This is a genomic window from Roseateles saccharophilus (genome assembly GCF_004342485.1).
In the GTDB taxonomy this organism is placed as follows: domain Bacteria; phylum Pseudomonadota; class Gammaproteobacteria; order Burkholderiales; family Burkholderiaceae_C; genus Pelomonas; species Pelomonas saccharophila.
The window spans coordinates 13,532-28,802 of the sequence record NZ_SMBU01000013.1; the positions used below are offsets into that span (position 1 = coordinate 13,532).

Below are 15,271 nucleotides of genomic sequence, written 5' to 3' on the forward strand. Positions count from 1 at the left end.
TGGCGGGCCGCCGGGCCTTCTTTGCGCAAACCGAGTTCCCGATGAAGAAGCGACTCCTGCTCGCAGCCGCCCTGGCCTGCGTGTTCACCGCGCAGGCCACCACGGCCGCCGACCTGCCCCGCCTCGTCGAGCGCGACGGCCGCCACGCGCTGCTGGTGGACGGCAAGCCCTTCCTGATGCTGGGCGCCCAGGTGCACAACTCCAGCAACTACGCCGAGGCGCTCAAGTCCGTCTGGCCGGCCGTGGCCGACGTGCGCGCCAACACCGTCCTCGTACCGGTGGCCTGGGAGCAGGTCGAGCCCGAGGAGGGGCGTTTCGACTTCGGCTTCGTCGACACGCTGGTGAAGCAGGCACGCGAGCACGGCAAGCATGTCGTGCTGCTGTGGTTCGCGACCTGGAAGAACACCAGCCCCCAATACACGCCCGCCTGGGTCAAGCTCGACACGCGGCGCTTCCCGGCGATGCGCGACCGCGAGGGCCAGGCCAGCTACTGCCTCAGCCCCTTCGGCGCCGAGACGCTGAAGGCCGACAAACGCGCCTTCGTCGCGCTGATGACGCACCTGAAGCAGCTCGACGCCGACAAGCACACCGTGCTGATGGTGCAGGTGGAGAACGAGGTCGGCACCTATGGCCTGGTGCGCGACTTCGGCAAGGAGGCGCAGGCCGCCTTCGAGCAGGACGTGCCGGCCGCCGTGCTCGCCCACAAGAAGCCCGTGGCTGCCGCGACCGGCAGCTGGCGCGCCGTCTACGGCGACTATGCCGACGAATACTTCCACGCCTGGGCCATCGCCCGCTACATCGGTGACATCGCCGCGGCCGGCCGCGCCGTCTACGACCTGCCGATGTACGTCAACAACGCGCTGCGCAACCCGCTGGAGCAGCCGCCCAGGCCCTGGAACAAGGACTTCGCCAGCGGCGGCCCGACGCACGACGTCATAGCCATCTACAAGGCCGCCGCGCCCGCCCTCGACATCGTCGGGCCCGACATCTACAACGCCGAATCCGCCCAGGTGAACGCCAACCTCGGCCTCTTCCAGCGCGCCGACAACGCGCTGTGGGTGCCCGAGATCAGCAACAAGGCGATCTATGGCCGCTACCTCTACGCCATCCTCGGCAGGGGCGCCATTGGCGTGTCGCCCTTCGGCATCGACTACTTCAACTACAGCAACCACCCACTGGGCACTGCGGCCGTGGACAAGTCGCTGACCGAGCCCTTCGAGCGCGTCTACCGCATGTTCGGCCCCATCCAGCGCCAATGGGCGCAATGGGCCTTCGAGGGCCGCACGCGCGGCGCCGCCGAGGGCGACGACCGCAAGCCGCAGACGCTGGAATTCCCCGGCTGGGTGGCGAAGCTGAGCTACCGCGAGTGGCGCTTCGGCGAGAGCAGCTGGGGCGGCGAGTTCGCGTCGCCGCCACCCGGCACCGAGAAGCCCGGAGGCGGCGTCGCCATTGCGCAGATCGGCGCCGACGAGTTCCTCGTCATCGGCCAGACCACCCGAGTGCGCATGGAGGCCGCGCCCGGCAGCAGCGGCATCATGCTGCGCGCCGAGCAGGGCCACTTCGACGCCCAGGGCCGCTGGCAGATGGAGCGGGTCTGGAACGGGGACCAGGTCGACTACGGCCTGAACCTGCCGAACGAGCCCGTGATGCTGAAGCTCACGATGGGGCATCCGAAGTGATGCGCCGCCGCCACCTGCTGCAGGCCGCCGGCCTGCTGGCCACGCTGCCCGCCTGGGGCGCCGAAAGCGCCCCTGCCTACGACTGGCGCAGCCTCACGTTCGGCGCCGGCGGCTTCATCGACGGCTTCGTCTTCCACCCGCGCGAAAAGGGCCTGCTCTACTGCCGCACCGACATCGGCGGCGCCTACCGCTTCGATCCGGCCGGCAAACGCTGGCTGCCGCTGCTGGACCATCTCTCCAAGGCCGACGCCGACCTGATGGGCGTGCTCAGCCTCGCGGTGGACCCGAGCGACGCCAACCGCGTCTATGCCGCCTGCGGCCTCTACACCAGTCAATGGGCACGCACGGCGGCCCTGCTCGCATCCACCGACCGCGGCGCGACGTGGACCGTGCACGAGCTCGGCCTCAAGCTGCTGGGCAACGGCCCCGGCCGCGGCTCGGGCGAGCGCCTGCAGGTGGACCCGAACCGGCCCGAGCGCCTGCTGCTCGGCAGCTCGCAGGACGGCCTGCTGCAAAGCACCGACCGCGGCCAGCATTTCAGCGCCCTGGGCGGCTTCCCGGCCCGGCATGTGTCCCTGGTGCTGTTCGACGCCAGCAGCGGCCAGGCCGGCCAGGGCTCGCGCACCGTCTACGTGGGCAGCCACGACCAGCCCGGCCTCTTCGTCTCCCACGACGCCGGCCAGAGCTTCACGCGCATCGCCGAGCTGCCCGCCCAGGCACCGCAGCGCGCGGCCTTCGGCGCGGACGGCGCGCTCTATGTGACCCTCGCCGCCGGCGCGGCCGGCGAAGTCGTCAACCCCAGCTATGCCAAGACCGGCAGCGTCTGGCGCCGCAGGCCCGACGGCCGCTGGCAGGACATCACGCCCGCCAGGCCGACCGCCGCCCAGCCCTTCGGCTATTCCGGCCTCGACGTGGACGCGCAGCGCCCCGGCCGCCTCGTCGTGTCCACCATCGAGCGCTGGAGCGGCGGCGACGAGATCTTCATCTCCGACGACGCCGGCGCCAGCTGGGCGCCGCTGAGCCCACGCTCGCGCTTCGACGATGGCCGCCACCCCTGGCTGCAGGCCTACCAGCGCAAGCAGCCCCACGCCCTCGGCCACTGGCTGGCCGACATCAAGATCGACCCGCACGACGGCAATCACGCCCTCTACGGCACCGGCTACGGCCTGTGGATGACGCAGGACCTCGGCGCCGCCCAGGTGCACTGGGACTTCAGGGTCGAGAACATCGAGGAGACGGCCACCCTCGGCCTCGAGAGCCCCTCGGGTGGCGCCTCGCTGCTGGCCGCGATGGGCGACGTGGCGGGCGCCGCCTGGGACGACCTGACGCAAGGCCCCAAGGCCGGCCTCTTCCTGCCGGCCGGCGAGACCTGCCGCGCCGTCGCCTTCGCCGAACTCAAGCCCGCCGTCCTCGCGCGCACATCCGACATGGCGGCCAACGGCGGCTACTGGTCGCCCGACGGCGGTGCCAGCTGGCGGCCCTTCGGCCCCTCGCCGTCGCGCGCAGCCAAGACACCCGAGGGCTGGCGCGCGTCCACCGGCCAGGTCGCCGTGTCGGCCCAGGGCGGCTTCTTCCTGTGGGTGCCGGAGAAGCAGCCGGCGCTGTTCTCGCGCGACCACGGCAAGACCTGGACCCAGAGCCAGGGCTGGCCCGCCGAGCGCGACATCGTGCTCAGCCCCGTGGCCGACCGCGCCGTCGAAGGCGCCTTCTATGTGCACGACCGCGCCAACGGCCGCATCCTCGTCAGCATCGACGGCGGCGCCAGCTTCCAGCCCGGCATCACCGGCCTGCCCAGGCTGGAGACCTGGCAGGGCGCCCAGCTCGTCTGCGCGCCGGGCCAGCCGCGCGACCTGTGGCTGGCCCTGCCCGACGGGCTGATGCACTTCCCCGGCATGGACGCGCGAGCCAAGACCATGCCCGGCGTCGTCGAGCCCTGGCGCGTGGCCGTGGGCAAGGCGGCCGAAGGCGCGAGCTATCACGCGGTCTATCTGTGGGGCCGGGTGCTGGTCAACGGCGACCCGACGGAAGGCCTGTTCCGCTCCATCGACGCCGGATCGAGCTGGCAGCGCATCAACGACGACCGCCACCGCTACGGGCGGCTCAACGCGATGGCCGCCGACCCACTGGAGTTCGGTGTCGTCTACGTCGCGCCCGAGGGCCGCGGCGTCGTCATCGGCAAGCCGCGCGCATGAAGCGTTTCCTGCTCGCGCTGTGCATCGCCGTCTCGCTGCCGCTCCAGGCCGCCGAGTCGGTGCTGCACTACGACCGGCCCGCGCCCGACACGGCCCAAGGCTGGGAGCAGCAAGCATTACCCATCGGCAACGGGCGCCTGGGCGCGATGCTGTTCGGCCAGGTCGCGCGCGACCGGCTGCAGTTCAACGACATCACGCTGTGGACCGGCGACACGCAGCAGATGGGCGCCTACCAGCCCTTCGGCGATGTGCTGCTGACGCTGGACGGCGCCGACGCGCCGGTCAGCGACTACCGCCGCGAGCTGGACATCGGCCGCGCGCTGAACCGCCTGAGCTACACGCAGGCCGGCGTGCGCTTCACGCGCGAGGTCATTGCCAGCCACCCCGCGCAGGTCATCGCGTGGCGGCTGACGGCCGACCAGCCCGGCCGCTACAGCGGCCGCATCGCGCTGACCGACCGCCACGGCGCGGCGCTCGGCGTGGCCCGGCAATCGCTGGCCGCCGCGGGCACGCTGCCCAACGGCCTGGCCTACGCCAGCCAGCTGCGCGTGCTGAACGACGGCGGCAGCGTCACGGCCGACGGCAACACGCTGGTGTTCCACGGCGTCGACGCGCTGACCCTCATCCTCGGCGCCGACACCAGCTATGCCGACGGCCAGCCGCCGCTGCCGCGCGTGCAGGCCCAGGTCGCCGCGGCCAAGCCCTGGCCGCAGCTGCAGGCCGAGCACGAGCGCGACGTGCAGGCGCTGCTGGGCCGCGTGCAGCTGGACCTCGGCGCCAGCCCGGCCGAGCGCCGCGCGCTGACGACCGATGCGCGCCTGGCCGCCTACACGCAGCACGGCGGCGACCCCGAGCTGGAGGCGCTGTATTTCCAGTTCGGCCGCTACCTGCTCGTCAGCAGCTCGCGCGACTCGCTGCCCGCCAACCTGCAGGGCCTGTGGAACGACAGCCCCACGCCGCCGTGGAACAGCGACTACCACTCCAACATCAATCTGCAGATGAACTACTGGCCGGCCGAGCCGACCCACCTGGCCGAGGCCGCGCGGCCCCTGCATCGCTTCGTGCAGCGCCTGATCCCCGCATGGCGCCGCGCCGTCAGCGAACGCGCCTCGCTCGCGCTGAAAGACCCCAAGGCCCTGCCCGCTGAAACCCCGCCCTGGGACAAGTCCGTGCAGCCGCCGGCCGAGACCTTCCTCGCCGCGGCGGGCAGGCCGGTACGCGGCTGGGCGCTGCGCACCGAGACCAACCCCTTCGGTGCGCTGGGCTATCTGTGGAACATGACGGGCAATGCCTGGTATGCCCGTCACTTCTGGGAGCACTACGCCTTCACGCAGGACCGCGACTTCCTGCGCGACGAGGCCTGGCCGGTGCTGAAGGAGGTCGGCGAGTTCTGGGAAGACCGACTCAAGGAGGCGCCCGATGGCCGCCTCGTCGCACCCAACGGCTGGTCGCCCGAGCATGGCCCCATCCAGGACGGCGTGAGCTACGACCAGCAGATCCTGTGGGACCTGTTCGACAACATCGCGCAGGCGGCCGACGTCCTCGGCGACCAGGCCGCGCACGACCACGCCGCCGCGCTGCGCGACCGGCTCGCGGCCCCGCACGTTGGCAGCTGGGGCCAGCTGCTGGAGTGGCGAGACGAGCTGAAGGACCCGCTGCTCGACACGCCGCGCGACACCCACCGCCATGTGTCCCATCTGTTCGCCCTCTTTCCCGGTCGCCAGATCTCGCCGGCGCGCACGCCCGAGCTGGCTGCCGCCGCCCGCACGACATTGGCCGCGCGCGGCGACGTCAGCACCGGCTGGTCCATGGCCTGGAAGATGGCCTACTGGGCACGGCTGCGTGACGGCGACCATGCCTACGAGCTGCTACGCGGCCTGCTGGCCCAGCCCGGCTCGCGTGCCGCACGCGGCGGCGCCGAGGTGAACCAGGGCGGCACCTATCCCAACCTCTTCGACACCCACCCGCCCTTCCAGATCGACGGCAATTTCGGCGCCACCGCCGCCATCGCCGAGATGCTGCTGCAGTCGCAGGACGGCGTGATCGAGCTGCTGCCCGCGCTGCCGGCGGCCTGGCCGGCAGGCTCGGTCAGGGGCCTGCGCGCACGCGGCGGCTTCGAGGTCGACATGGCCTGGGCCGGCGGCAGGCCGACGAGCGCCACCGTGCGCTCGGTGGCCGGCGCGGGCGGCGGTGTCGTCCGCTTCGGCACGCACCTCATCGAGCTCAGGCTCCAACCCGGCCAGCAGCGTTCGCTGTCGGCCAAGGACTTCGAATGAACCGCTTCCTCGCACTCGCACTGGCGGCCCTGCTGCCGCTGTCGGCCCCGGCCCTGGACCTCGGCAAGGGCTGGCAAATCGCCGTCACCGACTTCGAGGGCGAAGCCCTGCTCGACACCGACCGCGTGACCGTGCCCAAGCCCGCCAGCCCGCGCGTGCCCGACAGCCATGTCGCCGCGCGCCGCGGCAGCGACGGCGCGCTGACGCTGCAGTTCAGCAACTCCTGGATCGCGCAACTGCGCTGGCAAGGCGGCAAGCCGCTGGACCTGCGGCCCTATCTGGCCAACGGCACCGTCGAGTTCGACTTGCGCGTCATCGACCTCGCCCACGGCGGCATGAAGTTCAAGCTCGGCTGCGGCACCGACTGCGAGCGCAAGATCCCCTTCCTGTTCGCCGGCCGCGAACTGATCGGCAAGGGCCCGCAGCACATCAGCTTCGCGCTGAAATGCTTCTGGCGCGAGGGCGACGATTTCAGCGCTGTGCCGCTGCCCTTCACGCTCGAAGGCACGGGCAGCGGCGAGATCGCGGTGAACCATCTGCGCCTGAACCGGCAGGGCAAGGCCACGACCGCCTGTCCCGACTACCGCAGCCAGTCCGTCACGCCCGAGCGGCTGCAGGAGTCCTGGGCCATGGACTGGTGGCTGCCGCGCCACGAGGCCAAGCTGGCCGAGGTCCGCGCCCACCGCGAGGCCGGCCGGCGCGTGGACCTCGTCTTCCTTGGCGACTCCATCACCCAGGGCTGGGAGAACGAGGGCAAGCAGGTCTGGGCGGAGCACTTCGCGAAGTACAACGCCGTGGCCCTGGGCTTCGGCGGCGACCGCACCGAGAACCTGCTGTGGCGGCTGCAGCATGGCGAACTGGACGGCATGGCACCCAAGGCCGTCATCATGCTGATCGGCACCAACAACACCGGCGACCGGCTGGAAGACCCGGCGCTGACCATCGCCGGCATCAAGCGCAACCTCGACGAAGTCCGTCGGCGCCAACCGCAGGCCAAGGTGCTGCTGCTGGCCCTGTTCCCACGCGGCGAGAAGCCCGACGACGTGACGCGCCGGCATAACGACAAGGTCAATGCGCTGCTGCCCGCGCTGGCCGACGGCCGCCAGGTCGTGTTCCTGGACATCGGCCGCGCCCTCATGAACCCGGACGGCACGCTGTCCAAGGACATCCTGCCCGACTGGCTGCACCTCAGCCCGCAGGGCTACGACATCTGGGCCCGCAGCCTGGACGCAACTCTCACCCCCTGGCTCTGAGAAGGTGTGAACGAACCCCACACGCCCGCTCATCCCGCCGCAACGCCGCCACTCGGCGTTGCAAATGCTCGCCGTAGACCGAGCTACGGCTGCGCTTTGCGCCTTGATTGGCGACGCCGCGACGGCCTGCTCGGCCGCGCGGGGTCCATTCACACCTTCTGACCTTCATGACTGCCCTGACTTATTCAAGCCCCTTCCCCGCCGACTTCGTGTTCGGCGTCGCCGCCGCCGCGCCCCAGATCGAGGGCGCCGCCTTCGCCGACGGCAAGGGCGAATCCATCTGGGACCGCTTCTGCCGCCAGCCCGGCAAGGTGCATGACGGCGACACGCTGGACATCGCCTGCGACCACTACCACCGCTTCGACGAAGACTTCGCGCTGATGGCCTCGCTGGGGGTCAAGAACTACCGCCTGTCCCTGGCCTGGCCGCGCATCTACCCGAGCGGCAACGGCGAGCTGAATCAGGCGGGGCTGGACTTCTACCGCCGCCTGTTCGCCAGCATGAAGAAGCACGGCATCACGCCCTGGGTCACGCTGTTCCACTGGGACCTGCCGCAGGCGCTGGAGGACCGCGGCGGCTGGACCTCGCGCGTGACGGTGGACGCCTTCGCCCGCTATGCCGACACGGTGGTGAAGGCCTTCGCGGGCGACGTGAAGCACTGGATCACGATGAACGAGATCCGCTGCTTCACGCAGCTGGCCTATGGCTACGGCACCAAGGCGCCGGGCCGCAAGGAAAGCCCGGCCATCGTCAACCAGACCTTCCACCACGCGCTGCTCTGCCACGGCCACGGCGTGCGCGCGGTGCGCGAGTTCGGCGGCGCCGGCGCCGTCGTCGGCCTGACGGACAACTGCGATGTCTGCATCCCTGTCACCGAGACGCCCGCCGACATCGCCGCCGCCCAGGCCTGGTTCCTGGAGAAGAACGCCCATGTGCTGGGCGCCATGCATGCCGGCCGCTATCCCGAGAGCTACCTGGCCCGCGTGGGTGCCGATGCGCCCGAGGTGCTGCCCGGCGACTTCGACCTCATCAGCCTGCCCACCGACCACCTGGGCCTGAACATCTACACCGGCACCTATGTGCGCGCCGGTGGGAACGGCGCGGCCTGGGAGGCCCTGCCCCTGCCCGCCCACTATCCCAAGGCCGACAGCCCCTGGCTGCACATCGCGCCCCAGTCCATCTACTGGGCCACGCGCTTTTGCGCCGAGCTCTACGGCCACCAGTCGCTCTACATCACCGAGAACGGCTGTGGCTACAACGACGAGCCCGTCGTGAACGGCGAGGTCCTGGACCTGCACCGCCGCGACTTCCTGCGCAACCACCTGCGCGAGGCCCACCGCGCCATCGCCGATGGCGTGCCGCTGCACGGCTACTTCCTGTGGAGCTTCATCGACAACTACGAGTGGGAGGACGGCTATCAGCGCCGCTTCGGCATCGTGCACTGTGACTACGACACGCTGGTGCGCACACCCAAGCTGTCGGCCCGCTACTACGCCGAAGTCATCTGCGAACACCGCATCGTATGAACGCCTCGGACCTCCCGCTGACCCAGGCCCTGCCGCCGGTGGCCGACCGCCTGCCCATGCGGCAGAAGATCGGCTTCGGCCTGGGCTCCATCCTCGACATGTGGGGCCACTGGCTCTACCCGTCGCTGGCCTACCAGGTCTTCAACATCTTCCTCGGCGTCGCCCCCGGGCTGATCTCGACGGTGCAGATGGTCAAGATCTTCATCGACGCCGGCTCGGACGCGGTCTTCGGCTGGATCTCGGACAACACGCGCACCCGCTACGGCAGGCGGCGGCCCTTCATCCTGGTCGGCGGCGTGCTGGCCGGCATCGGCCTGCCGCTGATGTTCGCCGTGGGCAGGGGCTGGAGCAATGGCGAATACTTCGTCTTCATGCTGCTCAGCATGGTGATCTACGTGCCCATCATGAGCTGCTTCAACATGCCCTGGAGCAGCCTGGGCGCGGAGATGACGCCGGACTACCACGAGCGCACCTCCGTGATGGCAGTACGCGCCATCATCCAGAAGGGGCCGGAGCTGGCGATGTTCGGCGCCGCGCAGTTCACGACGCTGGCGATCTTCAACCAGGCCAACGGCAAGCCCGACATCCTGCGCGGCGCCCAGACCTACTGCGCCATCCTCGGCGCCATCATGGTGGCGGTGTCCATCGCCATCTTCCTGCTGGTGCGCGAGCGCTACTACGAGAAGCTGGTGGCGCGCACCCAGACCCACATCCCGCTGGCCGACACGCTGTGGCGCACGCTGCGCTGCAAGCCCTTCCGGCACGTGCTGGGCATGATGCTGGCCTACGGCACCGGCACGGCCATGGTGAGCACGCTGGGCTACTACGCCACCATCTACTACGTCTGCCGCGGTGACGTCGTGCAGGGCGCGGCGTGGAACACCGCCATGGGCATCTCCGGCTTTGCTTTCGGCTTTGCCGGCATTGCGTTCTTCACCCGGATTGCACGCCACAAGGGCAAGCGCGCCGGCTTGGCCTGCGCGCTGTCGCTGGCCATCTGCGCCTTCATCGGGGACTGGTGGCTCTACGACCCGGCGCGGCCGTATCTGCAGCTCCTGGCCTGCGGCTTCGTCGCCTTCACCGGCGCGGGCTTCTGGACCCTCTACGGCTCCACGATGGGCGACGTGGTCGACTACGACGAGCTGCAGACCGGCCAGCGCCGCGAGGGTTCGTTCGCGGCCTGCCAGTCGTGGATCTCCAAGCTCGGCATCGCGCTGGGTACCGGCGCCTCGGGCTGGATCCTGCAGTTCACGGGCTTCGATTCCAAGCTGGATGTGCAAGACCCGCATGCCATCTTCATGATGCGCATCCTGCTGTCGGGCATCCCGGTCGCAGGCCTGGTGCTGGCGCTGGTCTCGCTGCTGCGCTTCCAGCTGACCGAAGCCCGCATGCTGGAGATCCGCGGCCAGCTCGAAGCGACGCGAGGCCAGGTATGACGGTGTCACGCCGCATGGCCCTGCAAGCCGCGCTGGCCGGCGCCTCGCTGCCGGCCGTGGCCGCACCGCGCTTTGGCGCCGGCATCGAGGGCCAGCGCCGCGCCGACCTGGGCGATGGCACTTATCGCAACCCCATCGTCCCCGGCGACCATGCCGACCCCACCATCCTCAAGGACGGCGCGGACTACTGGATGACGTTCTCGTCCTTCCAGTCCTACCCGGGCGCCGTGATCTGGCATTCGCAGGACCTGGTGAACTGGGCGCCCGTCACCGCCGCGCTGACGCAACCCATCGGCACGGTCTGGGCCATGGACCTGGTCAAGCACCAGGGGCGGTATTTCATCTACATCCCGGTGCTGCAAGACAACGGCACCGGCATCTACGTCATCCATGCGGACGACATCCGCGGGCCGTGGAGCCCGCCCGTCGACCTGAAGATCCCCGGCTGCATCGACCCCGGCCACGTCGTGGGCGAGGACGGTCGACGCTACCTCTTCGTCAACGGCGGCCGGCGCGTTCGCCTCACGGGCGATGGCCTCGCGACCGACGGCCCGGTCGAGGCCAACGCCTGGACGCCCTGGCAATACCCCAAGGACTGGGTGGTCGAGATGTCCGCGCCCGAGGGCCCGAAGCTGTTGCGTCGCGGCGAGTGGTTCTACCTGATCTCTGCCGTTGGTGGCACGGCCGGGCCGCCCACCAGCCATATGGTCACGGTGGCCCGCTCGCGCTCCGTCCACGGGCCCTGGGAGCACTGCCCGCACAACCCCATCGTGCGCACCCGCAGTGCCGACGAGCCCTGGTGGTCGCGCGGCCATGCCAGCCTGGTCGAAGGCCCGGCCGGGGACTGGTGGATGGTCTACCACGGCTACGAGAACGGTTTCCGCACGCTGGGGCGCCAGGCCTTGCTGGAGCCCATCGAGTGGACGGCCGACGGCTGGCCCCGCGCCAAGGGCGGCACGCTCGCGTCCCCTTTGTCCAAGCCGCGGGGCGGCAAGGCAAGCCCGGCCGGCGCGGCCCTGTCCGACGACTTCTCGCGCAACCGCATGGGCGTGCAGTGGAGTTTTCATGCGCCGGGGCCGGATGAACTCGCGCGGCTGCGCTGGCAGGACCACAGCCTCCTCATCCGCGGCAAGGGCCAGTCCCTGGCCGATTGCTCGCCGCTGACCTGCAGCGCCGGCGACCGCAGCTATGAGTGCAGCGTGGAGCTGGAGATCAGCGGCGACGGCCAGGGCGGCCTGGCGCTGTTCTACAACGAGCGCGGCCATGTCGGCATCGCCTTCAGCACGACGCAGATGCTGACCTATGGCTATGGCCAGGAGCAAACCTGGATGCGCGAGGCCCTGCCCTCGACCTCCGGCACGCGCTCGGTCCACCTCCAGCTGACCAACCGCGAGAACGTCATCACCTGGCGCTACTCGCATGACGGCGGCCGGACCTGGGTCCAGCACCCCTGGCAAATGGAGGTCTCGGGCCTGCATCACAACGTCTTCGGCGGCTTCGTCAGCCTGCGGCCCGCGCTGTTCAGCGCTGGCGCCGGCGAGGTGCGCGCCCGCAATTTCGTCTACAGAGGACTGACCGCATGACTTCACGCCGCCAGCTGCTGGCCGCCGCCGCCGCGCTGCCGCTTGCCTCCACGGCCCTCGCGGCGGCTCCCCAGCGCCGCATCGTGCTCGACCTCGCGCAGGCGCAGCAACCACTGGACCGCTTCTTCGACCACTGCGTCGGCTCCGACTATCCGGGCACGCTCTACCGCGACGACTCGCTCGGCCAGCTGAAGACGGCGGTGGACGAGCTGGGATTCCGCTACCTGCGCTTCCACGCCATCTTCCACGACGTGCTGAAGACGGTCACGCGCGACGCAAGCGGCCAGCTCGTCTTCGACTTCACCGGCATCGACAAGCTCTACGACGCGCTGCTGGCGCGGCGCATCAAGCCTTTCGTCGAGCTCGGTTTCACGCCGCTGGCGCTCAAGACCTCGGACCTGAAGATCTTCTACTGGGCCGGCAACACCTCCCACCCCGAGCCCACCGGGTGGGTCGCGCTGATCGACGCGTTTGCCCGCCACCTGCTGCAGCGCTATGGCGCGGCGGAGGTGCGCAGCTGGTATTTCGAGGTCTGGAACGAGCCCAACCTCGACGGCTTCTGGGAAAAGGCCGACCAGGCCGCCTACTTCGACCTCTACACGCGCACGGCCAGGGCGATCAAGGCGGTGGATGCGCAATTGCGTGTCGGTGGCCCCTCCACGGCCGGCGCGGCCTGGGTGCCGGAGTTCCTGGCCCACGCCAAGGCGACGGACTCGCCGGTGGACTTCGTCACCACCCACACCTATGGCGTGGAGCATGGCTTCCTGGACGAGTTCGGCGTCGAGGACCGCATGCTGTCGCCCTCGCCCGAGGCCATCGTGGGCGACGTGAAGCGCGTGCGCGCGCAGATCGAGGCCTCGCACCTGCCCGGCCTGCCGCTGTTCTTCACCGAGTGGAGCACCAGCTACAACCCGCGCGACCTCGTGCACGACAGCTATGTGAGCGCGGCCTATGTGCTGACCAAGTTGAAGCAAACGCAGGGCATCGCGCAGTCGATGAGCTACTGGACCTACTCCGACCTCTTCGAGGAGCCGGGGCCGCCGGATGCACCCTTCCACGGCGGCTTCGGCATGATGACCCGTGAGGGCATCCGCAAGCCCGTGTGGTTCGCCTATCGCTATCTGGCAGCCTTGCAGGGCCGGGAAGTGCCGACGAGCGACGCCTTCACTTGGGCCGCGACGGACGGCCAGCAGTTGCAGGCCGTCGTCTGGGACTGGCGAAACACCGGGCAGAAGCTCAGCAATCGCAGCTTCTTCGGCAAGCCGCAGCCCTCTCACGACGTGGGCACGGTCAACGTCGTGCTGCGCCACCTACCGCCCGGCCGCTACCGGCTCACGCAGCGCCGCACCGGCTTCGAAGCCAACGACGCGCACACCGCCTATCTGAAGATGGGATCGCCCAAGGATCTCGATGCGAAGCAGCTCGCCGAGCTGCAGGCGCTGACCGCCGACAAGCCTGAGCAGCAGCGTGAGCTGCTCGTCGGCGCCGCCGGCTCCGCCACCGTGACGCTGAAGCTGCGCAGCCATGACGTGCTGCTGCTGAGCCTGCAAAAAAAGGTGGCCGCATGAAGCGCCGCCATGCCCTTGCCGCCTTGCTGCCCCTCGCCGGCTGCGGGGGCGGCGGCTCCGCCGCAGCCGCCCCGGCGGCCGACGCACCCGCCCCGGCCCCTGCTGCTGCAACGCCCACCACCACCGGCATGCGCGCGCTGACCAGCCTGCAGCTCAGCCAGCTGATGGGCGCCGGCTGGAACCTCGGCAACGCCCTCGAATCCATAGGCGGCGAGACCGCCTGGGGCAACCCGGCCACGACGCAGGCGCTGCTGACGGCGGTGAAGGCCGCCGGCTTCAAGACCGTGCGCATCCCGGTGTCCTGGAAGCAGTACGCCGACGCCAACGACGTCATCAGCACCACCTGGATGAGCCGCGTCGCCGAGGTCGTGGGCTATGCGCAGGCCGCCGGCCTCTACGCCATCATCAACATCCACTGGGACGGCGGCTGGATGCAGCCCACCTTCGCGCAGCAGGCCATGGCCAATGCGCGCATCACCAAGTTCTGGACGCAGATCGCCAACCAGTTCAGGAGCCACGACGACACGCTGCTGTTCGCCGGCACCAACGAGGTCATGGTGACGGGCGACTACGGCACACCGACGGCCGAATACGTTAGCGTGCAGAACGGCTTCAACCAGCAGTTCGTCAACGCCGTGCGCGCCACTGGCGGCAACAACGCGGTGCGCCACCTCGTCGTGCAGAGCTTCAACACCAACATCGACCATGCGCTGAACTTCGCCGTCATGCCGACCGACCCTGCGAAGGACCGGCTGATGATGGAAGTGCACGACTACGACCCCTACGACTTCACGCTCAACGACAAGAGCAGCATCTGGCAATGGGGCGCTGGCGCGACGGACCCGGCGGCCACTGAGACCTGGGCCAACGAGGCCTACACCGACGCCCAGTTCCAGAAGATGAAGGCTAGGTTCGTCGACCAGGGCATCCCGGTCATCCTCGGCGAGTTCGCCGCCATCCGCCGCACTGAGTACGCGGATGCCGAGACCTACCGCCTCGCCTGGAACACCTATATCGCCCGCTCCGCCTGGACCCACGGCCTGGTGCCCGTCTACTGGGACGCCGGCGCCGCGCGCGACAATCACAGCTCAGGCCTGTTTGACCGCGCGACCGGCGATCAGGTCTACCCGGCCATCGTCGACGCGCTGGTCAACGCGGTGCGTTGAGCGCTGCGATGCACTCGATCTCGACCCGCGCGCCAAGCGCCAGGCCGTTGCAGCCCAGCGCGCTGCGCGCCGGCAGCGGCGTGCTGCCGAAGAACTCGCGGTAGACCTCGTTGAAGGCCGGCCAGTCGGCCATGTCGGCCAGCATCACCGTGCAGCGCACGAGATGCTGCAGGTCCAGCCCCTGGCCGCGCAGCACGGTGCGGATGTTCTCCAGCGTCTGCCTCGCCTCGGCCCGCAGGCCGCCATCGACGAGCTTCAGCTGCCCCGGCACATTGCCGAGCTGGCCCGACAGATACAGCATCTGCCCGACGCGCACGCCCTCCGGAAAGGGCACGCCGGCCGGCACGACCTGGCCGCTGTTGAAACGTTCTATGTCGTGGGTCATGGGGATTCCGTTTCCGTTGATCACCTGCGCCAGCGAAGGATCGGTTCACGTGTTACCGGCCTTAGGCTGAATGCGGCGGGAGGCCCAGAAACCAACTGGTCGGTCGCGACCGACCCAAACCGGAAGTAGCCAGGCCCGATTTTGCCGCCCTATACCGGCCACTCAGCGGACACGCGCCCCGGGGTTTTGGGTTGAAGCTGAGCAAGG

At 69.8% G+C, this 15,271-nt stretch carries 10 protein-coding genes; 9 read left to right on the forward strand and 1 reads right to left on the reverse strand.

Translation table 11 applies throughout. The features are described 5' to 3' along the window. Positions 1–41: 41 nt before the first annotated feature. From EV671_RS12745 to EV671_RS12785, 9 genes are all read left to right on the forward strand, one after another. The gene (locus EV671_RS12745) at positions 42–1,679 is read left to right on the forward strand and encodes a DUF5597 domain-containing protein (protein ID WP_132571822.1); all 1,638 of its coding nucleotides are present in this window, start codon (positions 42–44) and stop codon (positions 1,677–1,679) included. Next, positions 1,679–3,871, forward strand: a complete 2,193-nt coding sequence (locus EV671_RS12750; protein ID WP_132571825.1) for an exo-alpha-sialidase — start codon at positions 1,679–1,681, stop codon at positions 3,869–3,871. The genes EV671_RS12745 and EV671_RS12750 overlap by 1 nt, the downstream gene beginning before the upstream one ends. Beyond that, positions 3,868–6,147 carry a glycoside hydrolase family 95 protein gene (locus EV671_RS12755; protein ID WP_132571828.1) on the forward strand — a complete coding sequence of 760 codons (2,280 nt, stop codon included), beginning with the start codon at positions 3,868–3,870 and terminating at the stop codon, positions 6,145–6,147. The genes EV671_RS12750 and EV671_RS12755 overlap by 4 nt, the downstream gene beginning before the upstream one ends. Beyond that, a complete protein-coding gene (locus tag EV671_RS12760) occupies positions 6,144–7,400 on the forward strand; it encodes a GDSL-type esterase/lipase family protein (protein WP_132571831.1) in 1,257 nt (418 codons plus the stop codon). The genes EV671_RS12755 and EV671_RS12760 overlap by 4 nt, the downstream gene beginning before the upstream one ends. A 167-nt stretch (positions 7,401–7,567) precedes the next feature. Further along, on the forward strand, positions 7,568–8,926 hold the full coding sequence (locus tag EV671_RS12765) for a GH1 family beta-glucosidase (RefSeq protein ID WP_132571833.1): 1,359 nt from the start codon (positions 7,568–7,570) through the stop codon (positions 8,924–8,926). After that, positions 8,923–10,362, forward strand: coding sequence for an MFS transporter (locus tag EV671_RS12770; RefSeq protein ID WP_132571836.1), 1,440 nt, complete (start codon positions 8,923–8,925; stop codon positions 10,360–10,362). The genes EV671_RS12765 and EV671_RS12770 overlap by 4 nt, the downstream gene beginning before the upstream one ends. Beyond that, a complete protein-coding gene (locus tag EV671_RS12775; protein WP_132571839.1) occupies positions 10,359–11,945 on the forward strand; it encodes a family 43 glycosylhydrolase in 1,587 nt (528 codons plus the stop codon). Before EV671_RS12770 ends, EV671_RS12775 begins: the two co-directional genes overlap by 4 nt. Beyond that, the gene (locus EV671_RS12780) at positions 11,942–13,513 is read left to right on the forward strand and encodes a GH39 family glycosyl hydrolase (protein ID WP_132571842.1); all 1,572 of its coding nucleotides are present in this window, start codon (positions 11,942–11,944) and stop codon (positions 13,511–13,513) included. Before EV671_RS12775 ends, EV671_RS12780 begins: the two co-directional genes overlap by 4 nt. After that, the gene (locus EV671_RS12785; RefSeq protein ID WP_132571845.1) at positions 13,510–14,679 is read left to right on the forward strand and encodes a glycoside hydrolase family 5 protein; all 1,170 of its coding nucleotides are present in this window, start codon (positions 13,510–13,512) and stop codon (positions 14,677–14,679) included. The genes EV671_RS12780 and EV671_RS12785 overlap by 4 nt, the downstream gene beginning before the upstream one ends. Here EV671_RS12785 and EV671_RS12790 read toward each other — a convergent pair. Beyond that, complete coding sequence (locus EV671_RS12790) at positions 14,663–15,064, reverse strand: RidA family protein (RefSeq protein WP_132571848.1); 402 nt, start codon at positions 15,062–15,064, stop codon at positions 14,663–14,665. The genes EV671_RS12785 and EV671_RS12790 overlap by 17 nt on opposite strands. Positions 15,065–15,271 lie beyond the last annotated feature (207 nt).

Coding starts and splice junctions, on each gene's coding strand:
- EV671_RS12745 (WP_132571822.1), top strand. CDS start 42: ATGAAGAAGCGACTCCTGCTCGCAGCCGCCCTGGCCTGCGTGTTCACC.
- EV671_RS12750 (WP_132571825.1), top strand. CDS start 1,679: ATGCGCCGCCGCCACCTGCTGCAGGCCGCCGGCCTGCTGGCCACGCTG.
- EV671_RS12755 (WP_132571828.1), top strand. CDS start 3,868: ATGAAGCGTTTCCTGCTCGCGCTGTGCATCGCCGTCTCGCTGCCGCTC.
- EV671_RS12760 (WP_132571831.1), top strand. CDS start 6,144: ATGAACCGCTTCCTCGCACTCGCACTGGCGGCCCTGCTGCCGCTGTCG.
- EV671_RS12765 (WP_132571833.1), top strand. CDS start 7,568: ATGACTGCCCTGACTTATTCAAGCCCCTTCCCCGCCGACTTCGTGTTC.
- EV671_RS12770 (WP_132571836.1), top strand. CDS start 8,923: ATGAACGCCTCGGACCTCCCGCTGACCCAGGCCCTGCCGCCGGTGGCC.
- EV671_RS12775 (WP_132571839.1), top strand. CDS start 10,359: ATGACGGTGTCACGCCGCATGGCCCTGCAAGCCGCGCTGGCCGGCGCC.
- EV671_RS12780 (WP_132571842.1), top strand. CDS start 11,942: ATGACTTCACGCCGCCAGCTGCTGGCCGCCGCCGCCGCGCTGCCGCTT.
- EV671_RS12785 (WP_132571845.1), top strand. CDS start 13,510: ATGAAGCGCCGCCATGCCCTTGCCGCCTTGCTGCCCCTCGCCGGCTGC.
- EV671_RS12790 (WP_132571848.1), bottom strand. CDS start 15,064: ATGACCCACGACATAGAACGTTTCAACAGCGGCCAGGTCGTGCCGGCC.